18 protein-coding genes and 1 pseudogene are annotated in these 23,973 nt (G+C 62.9%); 8 read left to right on the top strand and 11 right to left on the bottom strand.

Features of this window, described 5'->3' with window-relative positions; translation table 11 throughout:
• Positions 1 to 10: 10 nt before the first annotated feature.
• The 5 genes from MFF34_RS11340 to peaA form a co-directional block, all read right to left on the bottom strand.
• Positions 11 to 1,684, bottom strand: a complete 1,674-nt coding sequence (locus tag MFF34_RS11340) for a fatty acid CoA ligase family protein (protein ID WP_238213629.1) — start codon at positions 1,682 to 1,684, stop codon at positions 11 to 13.
• A gap of 131 nt (positions 1,685 to 1,815) precedes the next feature.
• Positions 1,816 to 2,937: a quinohemoprotein amine dehydrogenase subunit beta gene (gene peaD, locus MFF34_RS11335; RefSeq protein WP_238213621.1), complete on the bottom strand. Its 1,122-nt coding sequence runs from the start codon at positions 2,935 to 2,937 to the stop codon at positions 1,816 to 1,818.
• A 32-nt stretch (positions 2,938 to 2,969) separates the two neighbouring features.
• A complete protein-coding gene (qhpC, locus tag MFF34_RS11330; RefSeq protein ID WP_008091708.1) occupies positions 2,970 to 3,293 on the bottom strand; it encodes a quinohemoprotein amine dehydrogenase subunit gamma in 324 nt (107 codons plus the stop codon).
• Position 3,294: 1 nt separating this feature from the next.
• Positions 3,295 to 4,725, bottom strand: a complete 1,431-nt coding sequence (peaB, locus tag MFF34_RS11325; protein ID WP_238213619.1) for a quinohemoprotein amine dehydrogenase maturation protein — start codon at positions 4,723 to 4,725, stop codon at positions 3,295 to 3,297.
• A gap of 47 nt (positions 4,726 to 4,772) precedes the next feature.
• Positions 4,773 to 6,338 carry a quinohemoprotein amine dehydrogenase subunit alpha gene (peaA, locus tag MFF34_RS11320; RefSeq protein WP_238213609.1) on the bottom strand — a complete coding sequence of 522 codons (1,566 nt, stop codon included), beginning with the start codon at positions 6,336 to 6,338 and terminating at the stop codon, positions 4,773 to 4,775.
• Between the two features lie 554 nt (positions 6,339 to 6,892).
• Here peaA and MFF34_RS11315 point away from each other — a divergent pair.
• A complete protein-coding gene (locus MFF34_RS11315; protein WP_238213607.1) occupies positions 6,893 to 8,386 on the top strand; it encodes an aldehyde dehydrogenase in 1,494 nt (497 codons plus the stop codon).
• A 133-nt stretch (positions 8,387 to 8,519) separates the two neighbouring features.
• Positions 8,520 to 9,833, top strand: a complete 1,314-nt coding sequence (locus MFF34_RS11310) for an alginate export family protein (RefSeq protein ID WP_238213605.1) — start codon at positions 8,520 to 8,522, stop codon at positions 9,831 to 9,833.
• 36 nt (positions 9,834 to 9,869) lie between these two features.
• On the opposite strand, the gene MFF34_RS11305 is transcribed toward MFF34_RS11310, so the two are convergent.
• From MFF34_RS11305 to MFF34_RS11285, 5 genes and pseudogenes are all read right to left on the bottom strand, one after another.
• The gene (locus tag MFF34_RS11305) at positions 9,870 to 11,162 is read right to left on the bottom strand and encodes an NAD(P)/FAD-dependent oxidoreductase (RefSeq protein ID WP_238213597.1); all 1,293 of its coding nucleotides are present in this window, start codon (positions 11,160 to 11,162) and stop codon (positions 9,870 to 9,872) included.
• Positions 11,155 to 11,832, bottom strand: coding sequence for a peptidase S8 and S53 subtilisin kexin sedolisin (locus MFF34_RS11300; protein ID WP_238213595.1), 678 nt, complete (start codon positions 11,830 to 11,832; stop codon positions 11,155 to 11,157). The genes MFF34_RS11305 and MFF34_RS11300 overlap by 8 nt, the downstream gene beginning before the upstream one ends.
• The gene (locus MFF34_RS11295; RefSeq protein ID WP_099429185.1) at positions 11,822 to 13,555 is read right to left on the bottom strand and encodes an ABC transporter ATP-binding protein; all 1,734 of its coding nucleotides are present in this window, start codon (positions 13,553 to 13,555) and stop codon (positions 11,822 to 11,824) included. Before MFF34_RS11295 ends, MFF34_RS11300 begins: the two co-directional genes overlap by 11 nt.
• A gap of 1 nt (position 13,556) precedes the next feature.
• Positions 13,557 to 15,467, bottom strand: coding sequence for a sigma-54-dependent Fis family transcriptional regulator (locus MFF34_RS11290; RefSeq protein ID WP_027593459.1), 1,911 nt, complete (start codon positions 15,465 to 15,467; stop codon positions 13,557 to 13,559).
• Between the two features lie 495 nt (positions 15,468 to 15,962).
• Positions 15,963 to 16,154, bottom strand: a pseudogene (locus tag MFF34_RS11285) (CsgG/HfaB family protein); the annotation flags it as partial.
• Between the two features lie 244 nt (positions 16,155 to 16,398).
• Between MFF34_RS11285 and MFF34_RS11280 the strand changes: the two are divergent.
• The 6 genes from MFF34_RS11280 to MFF34_RS11255 all read left to right on the top strand — a co-directional run bounded on the left by MFF34_RS11280 (position 16,399) and on the right by MFF34_RS11255 (position 22,986).
• Entirely contained in the window at positions 16,399 to 18,501 is a 2,103-nt protein-coding gene (locus MFF34_RS11280) for a type VI secretion system Vgr family protein (protein ID WP_238213588.1), read from the top strand.
• The gene (locus tag MFF34_RS11275; protein ID WP_238213573.1) at positions 18,498 to 19,073 is read left to right on the top strand and encodes a DUF4123 domain-containing protein; all 576 of its coding nucleotides are present in this window, start codon (positions 18,498 to 18,500) and stop codon (positions 19,071 to 19,073) included. Before MFF34_RS11280 ends, MFF34_RS11275 begins: the two co-directional genes overlap by 4 nt.
• Positions 19,070 to 19,912: a hypothetical protein gene (locus tag MFF34_RS11270; protein ID WP_238213570.1), complete on the top strand. Its 843-nt coding sequence runs from the start codon at positions 19,070 to 19,072 to the stop codon at positions 19,910 to 19,912. Before MFF34_RS11275 ends, MFF34_RS11270 begins: the two co-directional genes overlap by 4 nt.
• Entirely contained in the window at positions 19,905 to 21,779 is a 1,875-nt protein-coding gene (locus MFF34_RS11265; protein WP_238213568.1) for a hypothetical protein, read from the top strand. Before MFF34_RS11270 ends, MFF34_RS11265 begins: the two co-directional genes overlap by 8 nt.
• 235 nt (positions 21,780 to 22,014) lie before the next feature.
• Positions 22,015 to 22,710, top strand: coding sequence for a hypothetical protein (locus tag MFF34_RS11260; RefSeq protein ID WP_238213566.1), 696 nt, complete (start codon positions 22,015 to 22,017; stop codon positions 22,708 to 22,710).
• Positions 22,711 to 22,713: 3 nt separating this feature from the next.
• On the top strand, positions 22,714 to 22,986 hold the full coding sequence (locus MFF34_RS11255; RefSeq protein WP_283236620.1) for a PAAR domain-containing protein: 273 nt from the start codon (positions 22,714 to 22,716) through the stop codon (positions 22,984 to 22,986).
• Between the two features lie 112 nt (positions 22,987 to 23,098).
• Here MFF34_RS11255 and MFF34_RS11250 read toward each other — a convergent pair whose 3' ends face one another.
• Positions 23,099 to 23,950 carry a CsgG/HfaB family protein gene (locus tag MFF34_RS11250; RefSeq protein WP_238213546.1) on the bottom strand — a complete coding sequence of 284 codons (852 nt, stop codon included), beginning with the start codon at positions 23,948 to 23,950 and terminating at the stop codon, positions 23,099 to 23,101.
• Positions 23,951 to 23,973: the final 23 nt, after the last annotated feature.

Here is a 23,973-nt window from a genome sequence, read left to right as displayed (position 1 = left end):
GCCCATGCCATTACCCGGCCGACAGTTCCTCGATGCTGATCTCGCGCATGCGAAACTTCTGCACCTTGCCGGTCACCGTCATCGGGAACTCATCGACGAAGCGGAAATAGCGCGGCACCTTGAAGTGCGCAATCCGCGCCCGCGCCCAGTCACGCAGCTCGTCTTCAGTGGCTGCATGCCCCGGGTGCAAGCGCACCCAAGCAACGATCTCCTCGCCATACTTGCTGCAGGGCACGCCAATCACCTGCACATCGGCCACCGCTGGATGGGTGAAGAAGAACTCTTCCAGCTCACGCGGGTAGATGTTCTCGCCGCCCCGAATGATCATGTCCTTGCTGCGCCCGACGATGCGCACATAACCCTGCTCGTCCATTAGCGCCAGGTCACCGGTGTGCATCCAGCCCTCGGCATCGATGCTCTCGGCCGTGGCCTTGGGGTTGTTCCAGTACCCCAGCATTACGCTGTAGCCGCGGGTGCACAGTTCGCCGATTTCACCACGCGGCACTGTGCGGCCATCGGCATCGATGACTTTGTTCTCCAACCGTGGCTGGGTGCGGCCGACGCTGGTCACGCGGCGCTCCAGGTCGTCATTGGCCCCGGTTTGCAAGGACACTGGGCTGGTTTCAGTCATGCCATACGCGATCTGCACCTCAGCCATATGCATCTCGTCGATGACCCGTCGCATCACTTCGATCGGGCAGGTCGCGCCGGCCATGATGCCGGTGCGCAGGCTCGACAGGTCGAAGTCGCTGCGTTGCGGGTGGTCCAGTTCGGCGATGAACATGGTGGGCACGCCGTACAGCGCGGTGGCCTTTTCCTCGGCCACTGCGCGCAACGTGGCGAGTGGGTCGAAGGCGTCGTTGGGGTAAATCAAGGTGCTGCCATGGGTCATGCAACCCAGGTTGGCCATGACCATGCCGAAACAGTGGTACAGCGGCACCGGCACCACCAGCCGATCGTGCTCGGTCAGGCCCAGGCTTTCGCCCACCATGTAGCCGTTGTTGAGGATGTTGCTGTGGCTCAGCGTGGCACCCTTGGGGAAGCCGGTGGTGCCGGAGGTGTACTGGATGTTGATCGGGTCGTCACAGTGCAGTTGCGCCTGGCGGGTGGCCAAGGCTTCGGCGCTGATGGCGTCGGCGCGGGCCTGCAGGGCATGCCAGGCGAGAAAGCCCGGCGGCGGTGAGGCGGCCAGGCTCACAACCCCGCGCAATTCGGGGAACCGCTCACAGGCCAGCGCGCCCGGGTGGCCCTCGGCAAGGCCCGGGATCAGGCCCAGCAGCATGGCATGGTAGTCGGAGGTCTTGAAGGCATCGGCGCAGATCACCCAGCGGCAACCCGCCTGGCCCAGGGCGTAGTCCAGCTCGCTTGCGCGGTAGGCTGGATTGATGTTGACCAAGATCGCACCGACTTTGGCGCTGGCGAACTGGGTGATGCACCACTCGGCACAGTTGGGGGCCCAGATGCCCAGACGGTCGCCGGCTTGCACGCCCAATGCCATGAGGGCGCGCGCGTGCTGGTCGACCGCCTCGGCCAGTTGCCGCCAGGTGTAGCGCAAGGCCTGGTGGCGGACCACCAGGGCTTCGCGGTCGGGAAAGCGGGCCACGGTGGTGTCGAAGGCGTCGCCGATGCAGTGGGTAAGCAGGGGTTTGTCCTGGTTGCCCTGGGAATAGCTTGGCTGGGGCATGGGCGTTCTCTTGTTGTTCTTGTGTTGTTTGAACCGGCCTCTTCGCAGCACAAGGCTGCTCCTACAATGGAACGCGGTGGCCTGTAGGAGCAGCTTTGTGCTGCGAAGAGGCCGGTAAGTCCACCTTGTATCTAGCGGATGAACACCTGCGGCGTAGTGGTCGACATGTCCCCACCCGGCAGCTTGATGTTCTTCACCTTCTGCAGCGTTTCGGGGTCGAACACGGCCAGGTCATTGAAGGTGCCGCCCAGGTACAGCTTGTCGCCCTTCTTGTCGAAGGTCACGCAGTAGTAGGTGTGTTCAAGGTTAGCCGCCTTGATCAGCTTGCGTTCCTTGATGTCATACCGCGCCAGGCGGTTGAGCACGCCGTAGATCTGGTTCGGGTCCTTCGGCGAGCGCAACCCGGTGAAGTACAGCTCGGTCAGGTCGGCGAATTCCTGGGTGTGGGTCTTGCCGGTTTTCAGGTCGACACTCAGGTAACCGTAGAGCAGTTCGGCGGTATTCGGGTCCTGCTTTTCGTCCTTGAACTTGGCAATCGTATAGAGCATCAAGAACTCGTGCCGAGGGCTCTGATGCGGCCAGAAATACAACACATCCGGGGCGCTGTAGCCGGGCCGGTTCCAGGTACGCAGCGGCAATGCCACCTCGTACTTGCCGGTTTGCACGTCCATCTTGTAGATGTCCGGGCCCGCCACGAACAAGCTGCCATCGTCAGCGGCGCGCATCAGGTACACCTGGCGCGGCATCGGGAAGGTACGCGCAGGTTTCGCATCAAGGCCATCGGCCGTGCGGAACACCTCCAGGCGCGGCGGCTTGACCACATAGTGATCGTTCAGGCGCTGGGTCGGGTTGACGGTGGCATACACCTCTTTGCCATCAGGGCTGATGGCAAACGAATACATCGACTTGCCGACTTCCCCAGGCACGCTGGACAAGTTGGCGTGGAAGGTGGTCTTGCAGGTGTCCAGGTCGATGCCGTAGATGTCGGCGTAGTGGTTGTTGAGGATGTAGGCGGTACGGTTGTCCGGCGCCATCATCGCGGTGCCGGGGCCGAACGCATCGGGCATGCGGCAGCTCTTGTACAGCGCATCGCTGGCCACATCCACCACATGCAGGTTGTTCGGGTAGTTGGTCACGATCAGGTATTCATGGCCAGCCTTCAAGGCCGGCCCGGTGTCGTCAGCCTGTACCGCCCAGGCGCTGGCCGTGGCGGCGACGGTGAGCGCGAGCTGCGCGCAAAGTCCAGGTTTCATGCGGTTTCCCCTTGTCATTCTTGTTGGGCCGGTCACTTGTCTTTCGGGAACACGGTGCCGAGGTTGCGCCAGTCGTCCTGGGAGTTGGTCGCCTGGGCGTTCCAGTCCTGGTAGGTGCTCATCATGTCCGGCACCTGCGCTGGCCACCAGCAAGGGTCGGAACAGCCGTAAAGGTCGGCTTCCATGGGCTGGCACAGCGAGCTCACGCCACCAAAGGCGTCCACTTCCCAACCCGGGTCGGTGGTGGCGGTACAGCCTGCCACCGCGCTCATCGCCATGACTTCTTCGACACGGTCTTCGGCAGCGGCCTGCTCGAGGATGCGCGCCTTGTTGTTCAGGGGCTTCAAGTGCTTCATGTCAGTGCGCCTTCCGCGGGGTGATGTAGCGGTCGATGAAGGCCGGGTTGGCGGCCATGATGCGGCTGTAGACCTCGATGCCGAAGTCGACCCAGTCGCGCATCAGCTCGCAGTAGTGGTAGGTCGGGTGCTGCGGGTCGCCGTAGCGGGCATAGCTCTCGTGGTAGCAGCCACCGGAGCACAGGTTGCGAATACGGCAGCTCTCGCAGCCGGTGTTGCTGCGGTCCAGGCGTTGCGACAAGAAGTCATTGAGCTGGGCCTGTTTCACCCCTTGGTGCACGTTGCCGAACGTCGGCAGGCTGGAGCCGGTGAAGCGGTGGCACAGGTTCAATTCACCTTCATGGTCCACGGCCAGCATTTTTAGCCCAGCGCCACACGGCAGGGCCTTCTTGTGGCCCTCGTGGATGTCGGTGATCAGTTGGTGCAGGTTGGAAAAGCCGATGTTGCGGTGCTCCAGCGCGGCTTCCAGGTAGCGTCGGCCCAGGGCCTTCATGTTGGCGAACACCTGCACCAGTTCGTCGCTGGTGAGGTTGAATGCCGACAGGTCGCCCGAGGTCACCGGGGCGAAGCCGACTTCGGCAAAGCCCATCTCGTTGAACAGGTGATTCCAGATGGTCTCGACATCGGTGATGCCACGGGTCAGGGTGACCCGCGCCCCCACCGGGCGGCTGGTGTAGCGTGACAACAGCGTCTCGGCCTTGCGCCGCACCACATCATAGGTGCCCTGCCCGCCCACGGTGATGCGGTTGCGGTCGTGCACAGTCTTCGGCCCGTCGATGCTGACCGACAGCCCGAAACGGTGGGCGTTGAGCCAGTCGATGATCTCTTCGGTGAGCAAGGTGGCGTTGGTGGTCATGATGAACTCCACCTGCTTGCCGGCCTCGGCGAAACGCCGCTCGCAGTAGGCAACCATGTGCTCGATCAAAGGCCGGTTGGACAACGGCTCGCCACCGAAGAACACCACGCTGTAGCGTTGCTCGTCTGGGGACTCCTTGAGCAGCATCTCCACTGAGGCCTCGGCGGTGGCGGTGCTCATCTTCTTGCCGGCAGAGGGTTTGTCCAGGTCTTCCTTGTAGCAATAGGTGCAGCTGAGGTTGCAGCCGGTGTTGACGTTGAGCACCACCGTGTTCAAGGCCGTGCGTTCGACCTGCTTGAGGGCGATTTCCGGCGTCAGTGGTGAGCCGTCGCTGACCACTTCCAGGGCGATCAGCTCGCGCAGGGTGTCCTGGATGTCGGCGCCGGCAAACTGCTGACCGAGGCGCTGCATCAGCTCCTCGGCGGAGCAGCCTTGCTGGCGCAGGGTGTCGATGATGCCGCCGGTCACCGCGTCGGTGGCGAACAGCGAACTGCTAGGGATGTGGAACAGCATGCGGTCGGCATCCACCTGCACTTCGTGCAGGTTGCGTTCGACCAGGTTCAATAGTGCGCCCATGGCGACCTCCGATAATCGATCCGTTGGAAAACGCGTTCACACCTGCCTTATGGCAAGGGCGGGTTGTTCCAGCGTTGGACGGTGACGATCATGTGGCCCTCGCCGGTCTGGCCGCCGTCAGCCAGGGTGGCGATGACTTTCAGGTTGCCAGCGTTGTTGGTCATCATCTTGCGTGCCGGGTTAGGCCCCGCACCGCCGGGTACGAAGACGCCGTCGGCCTGCATCTGCCCGGCGAACTTGACGTCCTCGTCCTCGACGGCACGCTCGTTGAACGGCTCGACCTTCCATTGGGCGGGCAGGTAACCGATGCGCAGCGGCTGGCCGCTGGCGTCCTTGCCCCAGGCTTCGGCTTCGAAGCGCCCCTGCACCTTCGGCACGGACGCGCCGTTTTCACCGATGCGGGCAATGGAGAACGCTGGCACCACCTTGACCTCGTCGACCTTGTCGTAAACCGCCAGCTTGACGCCCTTGAGTGCGCCCACTGCAACGTCTCGCTGGCCTGGCTTGGCGTCTGCCGCCGCGCGCGCCTTGACCCGCACCAGGGTCGACGTGGACTCCAGCACTTCTGTCACTTCAACGCCTGCGCCCAGTTCCGGCTTGCCCGTCAGGCCGCTGCCGACCAGGGTGATCTCGCTTTCGCTGCCCACCTTGATGAATGCTGGCTGCACTGCCAGCAGGCGTGCCTTGCCGTCTTTTACTGCACTGAAGTCCAGGCCGCGCTCGTCGTGATCTGCCTCGAACATGCGGCCTTTCATCTCGCCATCCAGTGCAGCGAATACCTGGCGTAGGTTGCTGTCGCCCACCTTCACGTTGCCGCGCCATTCATAGCCGTTGTAGAGGATCGCCGAGCCGCTGCCATTGAACGGCGTGCCGTCGGCGTAGCTGCCTTTGACCTCGACCTTGAGGGTGTCAGCCTCCCCTGCACTGACCGTCATCAGCCCACGGACATCGCCTTTGGCCAGCATGTGACCGCTGAACGCCCACTGCCCTGGCAAGGCATCGGCCTTGGGCCGGGCCTGTTGCCATTCGGCCCAGGCCGGGCTGTCGAGCGGGAAGCGCTTGGCCAGGTCCGGCACCATTTGCTTGAGGGCGATTTCGAGCCAGTCGCGGTCACGCGCCTGGGCCTGGTATTCGAGAGACGGCCATTGGCCGAGGTGGAAGTTGACCAGGTGTTCCCATTCCTGGGCCGGGCGACGCTGCAGGGCAACGCGGGCACCGGAGTGGCAACGGCCACAGGTTTCGCTGAGCTGTTGGTCGAAGTGTTCGACGGTGTTAAGCCGCCGCTCCATGGCGTAGCGCACGCCATCGGTCTCGCTGGGCGCCAGCCCCTGCTTGTCGGCCAGGTACTTGACCAGGGTACGCCGGTCATCGTCGCTGATCTGCAGGCCGTGCATGACCTGCATGCGGGCGATGCTCATCAGCCAGCCTTCCGGCGTTTTGCGCTGATGGCTGATACGGCTGTAGGTGTCGTTGCCTTCGGGGATATGGCACCCCATGCACTTGGTTTGCAACAGGTTAGGGCCCTGCTCGGCCGCCATGGCCTGGGTGCTCAGCAGCGCGGCGGCGACCAGCGCCAGTTTGCCCGCATGCCGGCGGAGTCGAGTCGTCTTCAAGGTCAGACCTCCACGGTTGTTGTTCTTATCGTTCTCGCACGCTTTGGTACAGCAGGTGTGCATGTGACAGTTGTGATACAGAAACTGTGCCACATGCTGGAAAGTTGTTGTATATCAGCCTCTTAGTAAGTTTCGCGTGGTTGCGCAGGCACGCCGGGGTAGAGCCGAAGCGTGCCATTTCGCGACAGGGTGTTTCATCCTGAGACAGGGCCTGCTCTGCAGGCCATTCGCGGGGCAAGCCCGCTCCCACCGAAACGGCGCAGCGGCTGAGTTCGGCTCTATCCCTGTGGGAGCGGGCTTGATCTCACCGAAACGGCGCAGCACCTGAATTCGGCTCTATCCCTGTGGGAGCGGGCTTGCCCCGCGAAGAGGCCGGTATAGCCACTGTTCCACAACCGTCTCACACCGTCTCAATGTGCAACAGCGCACGCCCGCAATCACAACCTTGCACCCAGGCAAAACCCAATAACTACAGCGCTTTAACGCCATCTGCTCAGGTTGGCACGCCCATTGCGCCTGTGCCCGGCACACCCAATGACAAGAGGCACCGCCCCATGCTTTCCGAACTGCCCATCCTGCCCGCCACCCGCGCCTTCCTCGAACGCAAACTGAAAATGCGCATCGGCGCCGACTGGCAGGACGCCGCCAGCGGTCGCACCCTGTCGTTCCGCAACCCGGCCACCGGCGAGGTGCTGGGCGAAGTACCCGCCGCCGACGCCGACGATGTCGACCGCGCCGTGCGGGCCGCGCGCCAGGCCTTCGACGACTCGCCCTGGAGCCGCCTGCGCCCCCGTGAGCGGCAGAACATGCTGTGGCGCCTGGCCGACCTGATGGAGCGTGACGCGCAACAATTGGCGGAGCTTGAGTGCCTGAACAACGGCAAGAGCGCCGCAGTGGCCAAGGTCATGGACGTGCAACTGGCCATCGACTTCCTGCGCTACATGGCCGGCTGGGCCACCAAGATCGAGGGTAGCACCGTCGAAGCCTCGATGCCTTTGATGCCCAACGAGCAGTTCCACGGCTTTGTCCGCCGCGAGGCGGTGGGCGTGGTGGGTGCCATCGTCGCCTGGAACTTCCCGCTGCTGTTGGCCTGCTGGAAGCTGGGCCCAGCCTTGGCCACGGGCTGCACCGTGGTGCTCAAACCGGCCGATGAAACCCCTCTGACCGCACTGAAACTGGCCGAGCTGGTCGAGGAAGCTGGCTACCCGGCAGGCGTGTTCAACGTGATCACCGGCACCGGCCTGAATGCCGGCGCAGCCCTGAGCCGCCACCCCGGCGTCGATAAACTGACCTTCACCGGCTCCACCGAGGTCGGCAAGCTGATCGGCAAAGCGGCCATGGACAACATGACCCGCGTCACCCTGGAACTGGGCGGCAAGTCGCCGACCATCGTCATGCCCGACGCCAACCTGCAGGAAGCCGCTGCCGGCGCTGCCACGGCTATCTTCTTCAACCAGGGCCAAGTGTGCTGCGCAGGCTCCCGGCTGTATGTGCACCGCAAGCACTTCGACAACGTGATCGCCGACATCGCCGGTATCGCCAATGGCATGAAGCTGGGCAGCGGGCTGGACCCTTCGGTACAGATGGGCCCGTTGATCTCGGCCAAGCAGCAGGACCGGGTCACCGGCTACATCGAACTCGGTCGCGAGCTGGGCGCGACCATTGCCTGCGGCGGCGAAGGTTTCGGGCCGGGTTACTTCGTCAAGCCAACGGTGATCGTCGATGTCGACCAGCGTCATCGCCTGGTGCAGGAAGAAATCTTCGGGCCAGTGCTGGTGGCGATGCCGTTCGATGACCTCGACGAAGTGATCGGCATGGCCAACGACAACCCCTACGGGCTGGGGGCGAGTATCTGGTCGAACGACCTGGGGGCGGTGCACCGGATGATCCCGCGGATCAAGTCGGGCTCGGTGTGGGTCAACTGCCACAGCGCACTCGACCCGGCGCTGCCGTTTGGTGGTTACAAGATGTCGGGCGTCGGCCGCGAAATGGGCGCGGCGGCCATCGAACATTACACCGAGCTCAAGTCGGTGCTGATCAAGCTCTGATCTTTTCCTTTACCGGCCTCTTCGCAGCACAAGCTGCGCCTACAAAAGCACGCGGTCCCTGTAGGAGCAGCCTTGTGCTGCGAAAAGGCCGGCATAGGCAACACAACACAACAACAAAAACATGGAGCACACCATGAAGCACACGCTCGCCTGCACGCTGGCACTTTTGTTCACCCCAATCCTCACCCAAGCCCACGAGCTCTACAACCAAAACGGCACCACCCTCAACGCCGACCTCGAAGCCCTGTTCGGCGTCTTCCACAGCGACGAAAGCTACAACCAGGCCGGCAACCGCCAACCCGGCAGCAGCAACTGGCGCGAGGGCTACGTCAAATACGGCCTAAGCGGCGGCCAGGCCCTGGCCGACAGCGGCGCACTATATGGCGCCGTCAACCTGCTCAGCTCTGCCACCTGGGGTGATGGCGACGCTGCAGGCCTGACGCTCGGCGACGAACGCCGCACTGCCCTCGAAGACCTATACCTGGGCTGGCGCTCAGCCAACCTGTTCCCGGCCCTGGGCGAAGATGGCATCGACCTCTCCGGTGGCCGTCAGGTGGTGACCCTGGGCGATGGTTTCCTGATCCAGGGCGACCCGGTCAACCTGGGTAAGGTCGACCTGGGCGCCAACTTCGACCGCGGCGGCGCCTATTACCTGGCCGCACGCAAAGCCTTCGACCGCACCGCCGTGCTGCGCCTGGGCGGCAAGCAAGGCTGGCGTGGCGACCTGATGTGGCTCAAATCCGACAACCATTACCAGGCCGACACGTCGATGGCGGTGACCAACATCGAGCATGTCGCCGACGCTGGCACAGTCGGGCTCAGTTGGATCCGCGGCCTCGACGTCGACCAGCGCTACGCGCAGATCATGGGCCTGGAACACCGCGACGGCATGGACACAGTCAGCTTGCGCGGGCGCGGTAACCTGGGGGTCAAGGACCTGGAGCTGGCAGGCGAATACGTCACCCAAGACCGCACAGGCGGGCGCGAGAACGCTTGGTACCTGGAGGGCAACTGGACGTTTTCCGAACTGCCCTGGACGCCCACCGCCACCTACCGCTACAGCCGTTTTTCGGAAGATTTCGACCCGCTGTTCTATGGCCTGAGCCGCGGTTACGGCACCTGGTTTCAGGGCGAGGTGGCCGCCAACTATGCCGGGCCCTTCAACAAGAACAGCCAGGTGCACCACGTAGCGCTCAAAGGCAAGCCGCGTGACAACCTGACGCTAGGGGCGCTGTATTTTGATTTTGATACGCTCGACACCGACCAGGGCAACCTGGGTGGGCGCGAGCTAGACCTGTATGTGGAATGGATGGTCAACGACCACCTGCTGATCAGCCCGCTGGTGGGGTTCTACAAGCCGGAGCGCAGTGCGGCGAATGGCGGTACGCAGATGGGTAGCCGCAATACCGGGACCTATATGCAGTTGGTGGTTGGCACGTTCTTCTGACTGAGGATCTTGGGGCCGCTGTGCGGCCCCTGGGTCTCAGGGCCTGCCCTGCTCCGCCAGCCACCGCCGCAGCATCATCTGTTGCGCCTCGGAGTGGCTGCTCATGACCTCATCCAACGCCTGCCCAGCCAGCACCGCGCGCACCACCGGCGCCAGCTCCACCCCCTGCAAATGCCAAACCCCCAACGGCTGATCCGCCGTCACTACCACTTCGGCCTCATCCACAAAACCCTCACGCAACACCGGCCTGCGCGCTACCTGCACTGACTGCCAATCGGCCGCCAAATGCAACGGCTGGGCATCGGGCCAACTCCGCCGACGCGCCCAGAACGGCAGCCCGGCGCGTGCCTGCTCCTGACCATAAAAATCCCGCCCGATACGGGCAAAGCGCATGAACAACTGCTCAACCCGCTGTTGATGAAATTGGCGCGCCAGCGCTGCCCGCTCGGGCCGTCGCAACAGGGTATTGATCACCACAGGCGCCTGCAGCGCCGACGAAAGCGACTGGAAAATCCCGTTCCCCGAGAGTGGGTCAACCGCCATCGCAGCATCCCCCACCCGTATCCAGTCATCCCCCACGCATTCGCCGGCCAGTATCGCGGTACTGCTACGGGCATGTACCTGTGCAGGTTCCATCGCCTGCGCCCCGAACAGTTCGGCCACTAACGCCGAGTTACGGCGCCGTGTGGCGCAGTATTCAGGCAGGGCGGCCTTGGTCGGCACCCCTTGGGCATCGAGGGTAATCTGCCAATAACAGCGCCCATCGGCCAACCTGGCCATCCAGGACCAGCCGTCATCCAGGCTTTCCACCGCCGAAGCCGGTGCGCCTGGGGCGTCATGCCAGACATTGAGCAAACTGATCGTCTCAGGTCCGCGCAGGCGGTCAGCTGCCAACGGTGCCTGGCGCCCACGGGCCTCAACCAGAAATTCAGCCTGCAGCATCTGCCCGTCGTCCAGGCGCACCTGATGACCCTCGGCACGCGCCACCTCACGGATGCGCCCTTCAACCAGCGTCACTCCCGCCCGTGCAAGGTCATCACGCAAGGCACGGTCGAAGCGTTGCCGGTCGAGCAGAAACTCCTGGTTCATCTGCAGGTGCTCGCCATTCCAGCGCACCTGACGTGTCGCTGGCATCGCCGCCTCGCTCAGGGCCCCACCTAGGCCCGCGTGGCGAAGACCTTCCAGCACCCGCTGCGAAACGCCTTCCACGGCAGCAAAGCGGCGCCAGTCGGACACCACCGTGACTGAGTAGCCCAGGCGGCGCAACCCAATTGCCGTGGCAGCCCCCGCAGGCCCGGCACCCAGCACCACGATGTGCGGCTCACTCATCCTCGGCACCTCGCCGCTCAGGGCCGCTGAATGCGGCATAGGCGCGCAGCCAGTCGAACACCTGCTGCCGCCCCATGCCGGGCCGCTCACGCAGTAACGCTGCAACGCGCCCGCTCAGCGCAGCGCAACCCAGGCTTGCCCCTGCCCGGCCACCGGCGCCGACATGGCCACCGAAGTCCGCCTGTGCAGTGCCCAGCCAGGACCACTGCCCCGGTGCGCAACGGGCATCGCCGGTCATGCGAATCACGCCCGGGTAACTGGCCGGGTACACCGCCCCACCCTGCGCCGGGCTGGAGGCGCACAGCAGCACGCCAGCCGCCTGGGCCTCGGCGCAGGCCTGGTGCAGCACGGGCCGGTCCTGCAGCAGGCCGAGGCTGAGGTTGATCAGCGTCGCCCCCTCTTCCACCAGCCATAACAATGCGGCGGCCACCTGCAACGCACTGGTGCTCGCCTGCGCAGAAAACACCTGGGCCAGCAACAGCGGCACCGGGCCAGATTCACGCAGCAGGCCAGCGACTACGGCACTGCCGTGGCCTAGTTGGTCGGGCAACGCTTCGCCTTCTCGCAGCTGGCCTTCCTCAAGCCAGAAGCGTCGTGCGCCCAGCAAATCCAGTGCTTGGGCAGACGAGCAACCGCTGTCGATGACCCCGACACGCAACTCATTGCCCATGCTTGATGGCCTCCTGGGGCAACACCTTCAGCTGCCCATCATGCAGGTGCAAATGCAAGTCAGCATCGGCGAGGGTCGAGGCTCGGTGGCTGATCAGAATGCGCGTGCGCCCGGCAAACAGCTGGTCGATGGCCGCGATCACTTCGCGCTCGGTCGCTTCGTCTACCGCCGACGTGGCCTCGTCCAGCACCAAGATCGCAGGGGCCTGCAACACCGCGCGGGCAATGGCGATACGTTGCTTCTGACCGCCAGACAGCTGCTGGCCACGCTCGCCCAACAGCCCGTCCAGCCCCAACGGCAGGCTTTCGACCAGGCTGTCCAGGCGCGCCAGGCGCACCACCCGCTCAAGCTCGGCACGGCTGGCTTCGGGCACCCCGTAGGCAAGGTTCTGCGCCAGGGTGCCACGGAACAGCACGATGTCCTGGCTGACCACGGCAATGCGCCGGCGCAGCGCCGCCAGGTCGAGTTCGCGCAGGTCGGTGCCATCCAGCAGGATGCGCCCGGCGTCCGGGTCGTAGAACCGTTGCAACAGATCGATCAAGGTCGACTTGCCGACCCCAGAAGCGCCGCTGATGGCGACCTTCAGACCACCCGGCACGCAGATATTCACGTCGTTCAACACCGCGCCTTGGCGCCCGTCATGGGCGAAGTGCAAGGCCTCCAGGCGCAATTCACCTGGCCCGTCTGGTATCGGCTGCGGCGTGTCCGCCTGGCGCACGGCAACGGCTTCTTGCTTAAGCTCCATCACCCGGCCCAGGCTCACGGCCATGCGCTGCACTGCCACATACAAGCCCAACAGGCTTTGCACCGGCCCGACTGCCATGCCCATGTAGGTGGAAAACGCGATCAGCGCGCCCAGTTGCCAGGTACCTTGGATCACCCACCAGCCGCCTACCAAAAAGGCGCAGGCGCGGCACCAGGAGGTCAGCGTGCCGGGTATCGCCTGGGTAAAGAACTCGGTCACCTGCACCTTGAGCAACTGGCTCATGTAGCCCTGGCCCAACTGGTCCAAGCGCCCGGCTTCGCGCCCCTGTTGGCCAGCCGCCTGAATGAACTTCATGGCCGGCAGTGTCTCGACCAGAAACGACGAGACATCGGCCGAGCGCTCACGCAAGCTGCGCACCTCGCGCTCGACCTTGCGCCGCATCCAGCGCAACCACAGCACCTCGATCGGGATCAGCAGCGCCAGCAACAGCGACAGCTGCCAAGACAACATCAGCATCAAGGCCACCGCCCCCATCAGCCCGATCACGGCAGACACCGCTGAAAACAGCGAGTCCACAGCAAAGCGCTGGATTTCGGCGACGTCGCCATCCAGCCGCGAAAGGATATCGCCGATGCGCCGCCGCCCGTAAAAGGTGGGCGACAACTGTTGCAGGTGGCGGTAAAGGTCATCACGCAGCGCGAACAGAATGCGCCCGGACAATCGCGTATGCAGGTAGCGGTTGACCCCGGCCAGCACGGTGCCCAGCAGGCCCGCGGCGATCATGATCGCCGCCATGTGCCAGAGGGTCTGATAGTCCTTGGCCAACAGGCCTTCGTCGATCAGTGTCTTGACCAGCCAGGGTTGCGCCAGGGCCAGCAGTGACGCGCCCAAGGACAAGCCCAGCAGCACACCGATGGCGCGTCGATGGGGGCGGACGAAACCATACAGCCAGGCCAACGCCTGACGCATGAGGACAGGGTCGCTGGTCTCTACCAGCCTTGCGAACAAACCACCCATGTCAGCTACGCAACTGCTTGAGCTTGCGGTACAGCGTCGCCCGGCTGATACCCAGGGCCTCGGCGGCTGCCGAGACGTTGCCCTGGTGGCGGCCCAGGGCGCTGCGGATCAGCTCCAGTTCATTGTCCTTGAGGCTGCCGGACGGCGTCGTGCCGCTGGCCAGTTCATCGAGCAGGCAATCGGTGAGGTGATCGAGGGTCAGCACCTGCTCACCGTCCTCGCGCATGGCCAGCGCGGTGCGCACGACCATCTCCAGCTGGCGGATGTTGCCTGGCCAGTCGAAGCCTTCGAGCAAGGCGCTGAGCGCCGGGTCCAGGCTCACGCCCTTGGCACCGGACTTGTCCAGCAGCCCTTGGATGATCCCGGCCAGGTCGTCACGCTCGCGCAGGGCCGGCAGGCGCAGCGAGACGCCATTGACCCGGTAATAGAGGTCTTCGCGAAAATGCTGTTCAAGCACCAGGCGTTTGAGGTCGCGGTGGGTGGCGCAGATCAGCGCCACGTCGATGTCCTGCTCGTCACCCGCGCCCAGCGGCGCCACGCGGCGCTCTTGCAGCACCCGCAACAGCCTGGCCTGCAGGGCCAGCGGCATGTCGCCGATCTCGTCGAGGAACAGCGTGCCGCCATGGGCCTGCATCAGCCGCCCGACCATGCCGCCACGGCGTGAGCCGGTGAACGCCCCTTCGCGGTAGCCAAACAGCTCGGATTCGATCAGCCCTTCGGGAATGGCCGCGCAGTTAACCGCCACGAACGGCTTGTCGGCCCGCGGGCTGGCCTGGTGCAAGGCCCGGGCGACGACTTCCTTGCCGGTGCCGGTCTCACCCAGCAGCAGCACCGGCAGGCCGTTGCCCAGGCCCTGGCGGGCCATGCGCAGGTTGCGCGCCAGGCGTGGGTCGCCACCGGCCAGTGCATCGAGCGCGGGTGACGTGTTGGCCAGCGTCGGCTTGCTCACCGCCACGCTGCCGTTCAGCTGGCCGTGACGTGGCAGTTGCAACGCGCGGAAGAAGAACTCGCCCTTGGCCGTCTGCACACTGCTGACACCGCCCTGCCACAGCCGGGCGATGAAGGCCGGCGAGCGCTCGCCGAGCAGGTCGCTGCTACGCCGGCCAATGAGGTCCTGGCGCGGCACCTGCAACAATTGGCAGGCACTGTCGTTGGCCGCCAGCACTTCGCCGTCCAGGCTCAATGCCAATAGACCGTGCCAGGCACTGTTGAGGTACTGCGGGCGGCTATGGAAGGCCAGCACCAGTTGCTCGGGGTGGCACAGGCCGAACAGCCGGCCTTCGATGTTGCCGGCTGCCAGCATCAGCGTCGACAGGCTGTCCTGCGGCTGCGCCATCACGCCTTCGCGGGTGATGTCGAGCACACCGATCACCTCGCCCCGCGGGTCACGCAGCGGCACCGAGGTGCAAGAGAACGGGCTGAGGCGATCGAGGTAGTGTTCACCGCAGTTGATCAAGGTCGGCCGCCCTTCTACCACGGCCGTGCCGATGGCATTGGTGCCACGTAGGGATTCGCTCCAGCAACTGCCTGGGTGCAGGTCACGCAGGCCTTCGCGGCTGAGCACGTGGGTTTGGCCTTCGATGGCCAGCACGTTGGCCTGGGCATCACCGAGGATGATGATGCCGGCCTTGCCCTGGCGCGAGACCAGGTAATCCAGCTCGGGGGTGACGGCATCGACCAGCAAGCGGTTGCGCTCCAGCAGCATGCGCAGGTCATGGCCTTGCTCCAGGCCCAGGCCGACCTGCTCGCCTTGCAGGCAATCCAGGCCATGGCCCAGGCTGCGGCGCCAGGACGCGTCGATTTCATCGCGCAGCATGCCCAGTGGCAGCTCGCCTTCGCTGGCCAGCTTGAGCCGGGCCTGGCGGGATTCGTGTAGCGGGTCTTGGGCGTTTGTTATTAGTTGTCGCGCCATTTTCTACTCCGGCTGCGCCCCGCAAGTGGCGGGGTACAGGCTTGGGAATTTTTCGCAGTGTGCGGGAGAAAAGGCTGGGCGTCATCTGGTTGATGGGTTGAGGTATGGCTGGAAGTGCATGGCTTGGGTTTTGTGTGCGGGCAGAGATCGAGCGCCGCCCGCGCGGCGCTTCGCGGGGCAAGCCCGCTCCCACATCTGTTTCGGGCCAGTTACTCCTGTACCTATGGCGCGCGGCCCCCTGGGTGCATGGCTGGAGATAGATGAAGGACCGCAGCGCTACCCTCGATATTGGATTGGCAAATACAGCGGACAGAGGTGAGCTCACTGGAGTGACTGGCCCGAAACAGATGTGGGAGCGGGCTTGCCCCGCGAAGCGCCGCGCGGGCGGCGCTTGATCTCACAGGCGCCAAACCTCTGTAGGCGAATAGCTTGATCTCAAAGGCTACGCAGTACCTGTGGGAGCGGGTTCACCCGCGAAGAGGCCCTCAAGGTCGATCACGGCTGCTGATACTGGCTCAGGTACTTGTCCACCGTCGCCTTGCCATCCCCGCCTCCCCCGCCACCTGCCACAACCGCCGCCTCGATCGACGACAGCACGCACAGCTGCGCCGGCTCATTGGTGGTATACCCCACCTCCGCCTCCAGCAACTTTTTGAACTCGATGAACTTGAACACCCCACGCGCCCGCTAAAGGGAACCAAAAGTCAATCCAAGAACTAAAAAGTACACACTAACTTACAAGTTTCAGAATGTTCCTAACTTATAGCCAAAACGACCACACCCTGTTCATTTAAATCCCTCCACAGCCCTCCTACCCTGCAACCCCGACCTCGCCATCAACTTAACCCCACGCAGCAGCGATCACTGGGCTCGCCCCTGAATCAATGCTACGCCTGATACCGGAGTAATCCTTAACAAAGGAAAACACGCCATGTACCGACAATCTGATCTGCGCTTCAGCTTCCAACTCTTGGCTGGCGACTTTCAATTCGAGGTTATTTCATTCGAACTCGACGAAGCCATCAGCACACCCTTCCAGTTGAAGCTGGAGCTCATCAGTCACGAAGATGAAGTCGACTTCGGTCAGTTGCTCGACAAGCCGGTGCTGTTCACGATCTGGCAGCGCGAACGCCCACTGCGCTACGTGCACGGCCTGGTCAGTACCTTCAGCCAGGGTCAAACGGGCTTTTATCGCACCCGTTACCATGCCCTGGTCGAGCCCCTGCTGGCCCGCGGCAGGTTGCGTTCGAATTGGCGAATTTTCCAGCAAAAAACCATGCCACAGATTCTCGAATGCATGCTCCAGCGCCAGGGTATCCTCCATTTCGAGTTGCACAGTTTCGGCGACCATCAGGTACGCGAGTTCTGCGTACAGGCCGGTGAAACTGACCTCGATTTCATTGCCCGCCTGGCTGCCGAAGAGGGGTTTGTCTATCGCTTCGAGCACATGCCAAAACACCACCTGCTGGTCATGACCGACCAGTTGCTGGCGCTGGGGCAGATCAGCCGAGGCGCGATCAAGACCGAAGACGACGATGAAAGTTTTTTTGAAACCGATGACGTAGACCCCAACCAGGTGCTGTACCACGCCAACAGCGGTGGTGATCAGGCGAGGCCTTGCCTGCGCCGCCTGCGTTACAGCGAGCAGGTACGCACCTCACGACAGGTACAGCGAGACTACGCTTTCACCCACCCGCAGTACCGGCAGGAACACCGCGCAGATGACAGTGGCATCACTCATCAGTCCCAGGACTATGAGCGCTTCGACTTCCCCGGCCGCTACAAGCGCGATGTGGTCGGCGTCCCCTTCACCGCCACCCGCCTCACGGCCCTGCGCCATGACGCCCGAATTGCTGAGGTAGAGGGTGACGATGTGCGGCTGCAACCAGGCCTGAGCTTCACCCTCATCGAACACCCGCGCAAAGACCTCAACGCACACTGGCGCGTGATGCGTGTGCATCACGAGGGCAGCCAATTCACCAGCCTGCAAGAAGAAGCTGCCAGGGCCAAACAAGGAACGCGCTACACGCAGGAGGCAGTGCTGGTGCCAGGCCGGGTCGAATGGCGACCGGCACCATTGCCCAAGCCACGCATCGACGGCCCGCACATGGCTACCGTCGTCGGCCCACCTGGCGAGGAGATTTATTGCGACGAATGGGGCCGGGTCAAAGTCAGCTTTCCCTGGGACCGTGAGAGCGAAAACAACGAGTTCAGCTCCTGCTGGGTGCGAGTGTCACAAGGTTGGGCAGGCGGTAGCTGGGGCTCGATGGCCATCCCACGCATCGGCCAGGAAGTGATCATCCAGTACGTCAATGCCGACCCGGACCAGCCGATGATCACCGGGCGTACCTACTGCGGTGATCAAATGCCGCCCTACGATCTGCCAGAACACAAGACCCGCATGACCATCAAGAGCCAGACCCATAAGGGTAATGGCTTCAACGAACTGCGTTTCGAAGATGAGCTGGGCCGGCAGGAAGTGTTCGTGCATGCCGAAAGGGACATGAACACCAAGGTCAAACACGACCAGACCCTGAGCGTCGGCAATGATCGCGCCACTGCGACTGGCCGGGACCACACCACCAGCATTGCACGCGACGAGTCGATCGATACGGGGCGTGATCGCCGCGATCATGTCCACCAAAACCGATTCACGAGCATCGACCGCGACGATATCCACTCCGTCGGCAACACAAGCCGAATCACCATTGCCGCCGACCACAGCCTGAGTATCGGCGGCAATCAGTCGCTTGTCATCGAAGGTACGCGCGCCATTGAAGCCCGTACCGCGCAACGCCTACTCACCCGGAATTACATGCTTCAGGGCACGGAACGCATCTACATCCGTGGCCCGAGCGGCAAGATCATCTTCGATGCCGACGGCATCACCATCGAGGCGCCCAACATCCGCTTCAAAGGCAATGTCACCTACCAGCCCCCTGTGCAGGCCCAGGTCGAAGCCATCGAGGCCGCCATTCGAGAAGGCTCACCGCTGATCGAAGAATGCCCCTTTGCCGGGAAGGAGGAAGCATGAGCCTGCACCAGCAATTAAGTGAAGGCGGCCTGTACACGGGTGTCGTCAGCGCAAGCCTGTTCGTGCTTGCCGAAGCATCGGCCAATGCGGGCCTGCTGGGCAGGCTGGAGTTTCATGCCAACCAACACCAATGTCTGTGGCACCTGGAACATGGCACCGGGCTGGAGAGGCATGCGCCAATACTGTTCCAGCTGGTCGCAGGCAGCGAACTGGATGCCTGGTTTGGCGGCTTGGATGGGGCATTCGCCTGTACCGTGGTCGAGGCCGCCCTGCCCCTCGAAACCCTCGCACGGCACCTGCGCCGCTTTGGCAAAGTCCAGGAAGGCCGACGTCGTTACTTTGTGAGGCTGGGTGACCCTCGGTCATTAAGTGTGTACGTCGGCTCACTGACACACCGGCCCGACATCTTGGCCCGGCTGTTCGATCACGGACGGATACGCCGGCTCTACTTCCACGATTCACGCACCGGGCTCGCACTTGCCGCACAGTCGCTGTTCGAGCAAACAGAAGGCAGCACCGAACAGGAAGGCTGCCTGGCTTGGCTGCCATTGCGCCAGGAGGTTCCTGCATGAATCTACCGGATCTGGATCTGGGGGCGGTACAAGCTGCATCGCTACGGTCCACCAACCGCCAACTGACTCGCTTCCTGCTGGAGACGTTAGGCGGTTCCCTTGCGCGCTTTCATACCCGTCCCGAGGATGTCCCCCTGCTGATAGCCGATGCGGGGGCTCTAGTCAGCAACAGTGGCTACACCTGCGGCAGGGAATACAGCTTGCTGGTGCTGAGCCACTTCTTGCTGGGCCTGAGCTGGTGGAACGACCCCGCAAGTAAATCGGTGTGGTCAATCACCCAGGCTCCTGGCCTTACCCAGGATGAGCGGCTCGACATGCTGACCGTGCACGCGGTAGCTCACCGTTCACAGTGGGAAGGTCAACTTACCCTAATGCATGACGTCACACGGCAGATGTTGCGCTTGCCCGACGACGAGTGCGACCACGACCGGCAGTGGCGATCACTGGAGCAACTGATGACCCTGCGCGGCATCCCCGCTGACGCGCAGCAGGCCTGCTATTGCTGCTATGAGTCGGATGCGAGCAGCCGCTATGCGCTGCCCGCCATCAACCACATGGCACTCAACGAGAACGAGATCCGCGCGTATCGCTATTACGGCAAACGGCTACCGCAGCCGTCCGACGACCTGTACAAGCTGCCCCCGCTATCCCGCAGCCAAGTGCTGCTGCATGTGCTCCTGGCGATCGCGTTCGGTCGACACTTTTACCTCAACCCATTGTTCACCCCTTGGGTGAAGTTGCTGGAAGCCACCGACTCTCCCCGAGAGCGCTGTCGGGTGTTGGCAAGTCAACTTGCAGCTCACCAACAAGTACTCAAGGGGCCTAGTCCGCATGGTTGAAGCATCTGTTTTACAAACGCTGGGGCAAGCAGCACTCAACAGTACGCTGCCTGTTCCACCCGACACTTGCGTACCCTGCTCCCTGCCCGGCGCGCTGTTTTCTCTCGATGGCGGGGATGGCTGCGACCAGTTGGTGGGCATCCCTTCCCAGAGCGGCGTTGGCCCCACGTGGTTTCGCAACAACCCCTGGATCCGTGATCAGGCACGTAACCACCGCGATACCTTCCTCCAGCAGGTGCTGGAGCATGCCGGCAACACGCTGGGCAATGCCTGGTTAGCAGAGTTCTATGCCTTTGCCGCCAGCGAAAAGCTGCAACTCGTGTGCATCGATGACGAGATCCGCCTCGACGAACTGCCCCCACCCGTACTCGACCACATGGGCGAGCGCAGCCAGCACGGCTATGGCTTTACCCTGCACAGCAATTTCTTGTTCACCGACCACAGGATCTATTTCGCCACCTTCACCCATGTGCAGTGGGCCGAAGCGCAACGGGAAGAGTACGTCGACGAATACGGCACGCACCGCATCAGCCCGCCGTACACCTGGCACACGCCCAGTGGCCTGTACCCGGTCAGGCAAGCCTGTGAACAGATGGCCCGGCACTACGCCGAAGCCAAGGCCCGGGCCCGTTTCTGGCAAGGCGTTATCGGTGCGGGCGAATTCGCTTTCGGGGTGTTGGCGATGGTGCCAGTGGTCCGTAGCATCAAAGGTGCCGTATCGCTCGGCCGCTATGCCTTCGTTGCCCTGGAGGCCGCGCTGGCCGCCGATGCCATGGTCGACGGCAGCAGCCGCATGATCACCGGCGAAGGCCTGAGTATCGGCGAGCAGTTCTTCACCGACCTGGCGCGCCTGGCCAACCCCGACACTGCCGAGGCACGTGGCAAGCAGGTGTTCATGGCCATCAACCTGGCCCTGCTGCTGCCAGCCGCCCTGGGCGGCGCCCGTTGGCTGATGCACAAGTTGCGGCCCGGCAGCATGACTACCGTCCGCCTCGACAACGCCGCACTGTCGCAAGAGGAAGCCCGCCGCCTTGGCAACCGCAGCGCCGGCGAAGTCACCGTACTGGAAACCCGCATCCAGCGACGCCCCCGCGATGGTGAACTGCCGGTGACAGCGCATGAACTGCATTCGGTGGAGCGAAATGCCAGCCTGGTCGCCCTCAATGTGGTCGGCGGCAAGGCTGACTACGCCTACATGGCCACCACCCTGCGCGACCGGCTGGTGGCCATGATTCAGCACAGCATCGGGCCGGTGCGCATGGGCGGCAGTCTGACCCGGGTCGTCGCCGATGCCGGCGAAGAAGCCCTGGCGGCGGCCCTGGTCAGCCACTGGAAGGTCAAGCCGGAAAACATCCTCGGCCTGAGCACCCACCCTTCCCGGCCCAGCCAGTTCGGATTGAAGAACAAGAGCGACCAAGGGATCGACATGCTGGTGTACGTACCACCACCGCCCTCGATGACGGTGCGTAATCCGACGACGCTGGAGATGCGGCACCACATTGATGGGCTGAAGGGAACGGCGCCGCTGGAAGAGTTGAAGTTCGAGGCTGGGACGTTGTTGGTGATCGAAGTGAAGACGACGTTGGGGAAGAGCAAGACGCCTGGGTTTCTAGAAACACAACGGGTTGGTGGTGCGAGAAATTTACGAAGAATCCAGGAACTCATAGACAAGGACAAAGGTGCTTGGCAGTTCGATAAGCTTCAGAAGCATGACCCAGACTTCACATCAAAAGCCGGTGCAATTAAAACGGCGACAGCCTCAGGAAAAATTGAATTCGTACACGCTCAGGTTTTCTTCGACTCCAATGGCCAGCCCAATCCATTAACCCACGCCTTCAATGGCATACAACTTAACAGATGGAAGTAACATGAAAAAAAATCGACTTCAACGTAGTCTCCAACAGCTGAGCGACTGGGCAGTAGGTAGCCGTAACTATCCCGCCGATTGGCTCAGCGATTACTTGACCAATGGTTCTCACCCAACTCTGGCTTGTAGCGTTCTGCACAGAACGGGGCTATTGGAGGTAAAGAATGAGTTATCGCAGGCGCAAGGCAGAGTAACGCCCTCAGCCCCCCAAAGTTTAAACTCCGGCACAATAAAGATGATCATTAGCAATGTTGTTCGCATTGAGATGTGTAAAGACACCAAGCGAGTAGAAACCGACTCGCTAGACGGTTTAACACATCTGATGTTCTGCATGATAGCTACAGGGCAACTCCGACTCATAGCACCCTTTCATCAAACCGTACTCTCAGCTTTGGAGGGTGGATACGGCGTCGAGGATGGAAATAGCCTACCAATTGGCACCACCCTTCGCTACGCCGCCTTCGGCCTGACCATTATCAGCGATTGGCTGGGCAAACCGCTCGACCTCGACAAGCACGCCCTGCCTCGCGACCCTGCCTGGGGTCAATTGGTCGCCCATTGGCGCGAACCTGATCCCGATAAACTGGCACCGATTCTGGTGGCGGCCTGCGATACCCATGTCCAACGTATCGCCCTGACATCCCGCGAACTCGACTCCGGCAATTTTGAGTTCGGCTCCCCTTTCGAAGCCGTCTACCCCGCCGAGATCCTGGCCATTCTCAACCTGCGCCGTTCGTTGGGCCTGCCGAACCCTTCCATCGACCACCCATTGATGAAAACGCCCTACGCTCAGCTGACCTGCCCGCCAGGCATGCGCTTCGAGGCCGATGACCTGCTGATGCGTTTCATGGCTGCCGCCTGCAAACACGATCCCGATGCCGTACCGGCGGGCCTTTACGAAGCAATTCTGCAAAGCGGCGCAGAGGGTTGAGCGATGTCGAGACAAGGTGCGATTCGAAAAGGCGACCCCCACAGCGGGGGTGGTCGTATGGGGGAAGGGAGTGGAGTGCTTGTCAGTGGGCGGCAACACTGCATTCTCGGTGATCGTGCGCCGTGCCCGCTCCATGGCGGGACATTTGCACTGATCTCTGGCGGTGACGGTAGTGTCTTGTTCAACGGTATTTCGTTGGTGTTCGAGCCGGCAGAGCTTGCTTGTGGCTGCAGGGTCTCATCTACCTGTTCGGGACTTTATGCCAAAATGGGGTGAACGATCTGGAGATTATTGGTTTCATGCACAGGCCTCTTCCCGGGTAACGCCGCCACAGGGACCAGGGGTCCCTGACCTGCGGATTTACCCGCGAAGAGGCCATCATAGCCAATCACGGCTGCTGATTCTGAGTGAGGAACTTGTCCACCGTCGCCTTGCCATCCCCCGCCTCCCCCGCCACCTGCCACAACCGCCGCTCGATCCCCTGCGCCAGCAAATGCCCTACCGCCGCCTCGATCGCCGACAGCACGCACAGCTGCGCCGGCTCATTGGTGGTATACCCCACCTCTGCCTCCAGCAACTTCTTGAACTCGATGAACTTGAACACCCCGGCACTGCGCCCAACCGAGTAGATGGTTTTGCTGGTCATGACGTTGGCCAGCACCTGCCCGGTGCGCACATCGACTGCGCGCAGGTTCACGGTCACCTGGTCGACGCGGTACTCGCGGGAGATGTCTATGCCTAAGTAACGCGCCCCTTCCCCGCCACTGCGCACGTTGGTGTCATAGGCGATGATGCCGCCTTCGAGCATCAGGTTGGCGGCCTGCAGCGGCGGCAGTTCGCCCATGATGTTCTCTGCAACATCCGGCTTCTTCTGTGAGGCGCGGATGATCTTGCGTTCGGTCAACAGGTTCTGCAGGCCTTCACGCTCCAGCACCACGAACCAGCCACTGGCGCTCAGGGCGTCCATCAGCATGCTCGCCGCGCCTTGGGTGACGCTGGTCGAGAACGAACTGGCCGGGGTGGGTTTGTACTGCCCGGTCTGGTCGCGGAAGCCATACACCACCGCCATCAGTCGGCCTTTAGGGCGTGGCATGTTGATCAGGTCGTAATAGGTCGAGGCGCGCGGGGTCAGGGTCGGGGTTTCCGAGTCCTGTTCGGCCGACATGGGTTCGCGCAGGCTGCAACCACTTTGCAGGCCAAGGGCGGTGAGGATCAGCAGCGTGCTCAGCAGACGTTTCATGGTGTTCTCTCCCCAACATAAAT

Source organism: Pseudomonas sp. PAGU 2196, from assembly GCF_022179005.1.
Classification (GTDB): Bacteria; Pseudomonadota; Gammaproteobacteria; order Pseudomonadales; family Pseudomonadaceae; genus Aquipseudomonas; species Aquipseudomonas kermanshahensis.
Note: the sequence above shows the minus strand (reverse complement) of the source record. Positions and strands in the feature narration are given on the sequence as shown.

Coding starts and splice junctions, on each gene's coding strand:
- MFF34_RS11300 (WP_238213595.1), bottom strand. CDS start 11,832: ATGGGCAATGAGTTGCGTGTCGGGGTCATCGACAGCGGTTGCTCGTCT.
- MFF34_RS11310 (WP_238213605.1), top strand. CDS start 8,520: ATGAAGCACACGCTCGCCTGCACGCTGGCACTTTTGTTCACCCCAATC.
- MFF34_RS11295 (WP_099429185.1), bottom strand. CDS start 13,555: ATGGGTGGTTTGTTCGCAAGGCTGGTAGAGACCAGCGACCCTGTCCTC.
- MFF34_RS11315 (WP_238213607.1), top strand. CDS start 6,893: ATGCTTTCCGAACTGCCCATCCTGCCCGCCACCCGCGCCTTCCTCGAA.
- peaB (WP_238213619.1), bottom strand. CDS start 4,725: ATGGGCGCACTATTGAACCTGGTCGAACGCAACCTGCACGAAGTGCAG.
- MFF34_RS11280 (WP_238213588.1), top strand. CDS start 16,399: ATGTACCGACAATCTGATCTGCGCTTCAGCTTCCAACTCTTGGCTGGC.
- MFF34_RS11265 (WP_238213568.1), top strand. CDS start 19,905: ATGGTTGAAGCATCTGTTTTACAAACGCTGGGGCAAGCAGCACTCAAC.
- MFF34_RS11305 (WP_238213597.1), bottom strand. CDS start 11,162: ATGAGTGAGCCGCACATCGTGGTGCTGGGTGCCGGGCCTGCGGGGGCT.
- MFF34_RS11255 (WP_283236620.1), top strand. CDS start 22,714: ATGTCGAGACAAGGTGCGATTCGAAAAGGCGACCCCCACAGCGGGGGT.
- MFF34_RS11340 (WP_238213629.1), bottom strand. CDS start 1,684: ATGCCCCAGCCAAGCTATTCCCAGGGCAACCAGGACAAACCCCTGCTT.
- MFF34_RS11250 (WP_238213546.1), bottom strand. CDS start 23,950: ATGAAACGTCTGCTGAGCACGCTGCTGATCCTCACCGCCCTTGGCCTG.
- qhpC (WP_008091708.1), bottom strand. CDS start 3,293: ATGAAGCACTTGAAGCCCCTGAACAACAAGGCGCGCATCCTCGAGCAG.
- MFF34_RS11260 (WP_238213566.1), top strand. CDS start 22,015: ATGATCATTAGCAATGTTGTTCGCATTGAGATGTGTAAAGACACCAAG.
- MFF34_RS11275 (WP_238213573.1), top strand. CDS start 18,498: ATGAGCCTGCACCAGCAATTAAGTGAAGGCGGCCTGTACACGGGTGTC.
- MFF34_RS11270 (WP_238213570.1), top strand. CDS start 19,070: ATGAATCTACCGGATCTGGATCTGGGGGCGGTACAAGCTGCATCGCTA.
- MFF34_RS11290 (WP_027593459.1), bottom strand. CDS start 15,467: ATGGCGCGACAACTAATAACAAACGCCCAAGACCCGCTACACGAATCC.
- peaD (WP_238213621.1), bottom strand. CDS start 2,937: ATGAAACCTGGACTTTGCGCGCAGCTCGCGCTCACCGTCGCCGCCACG.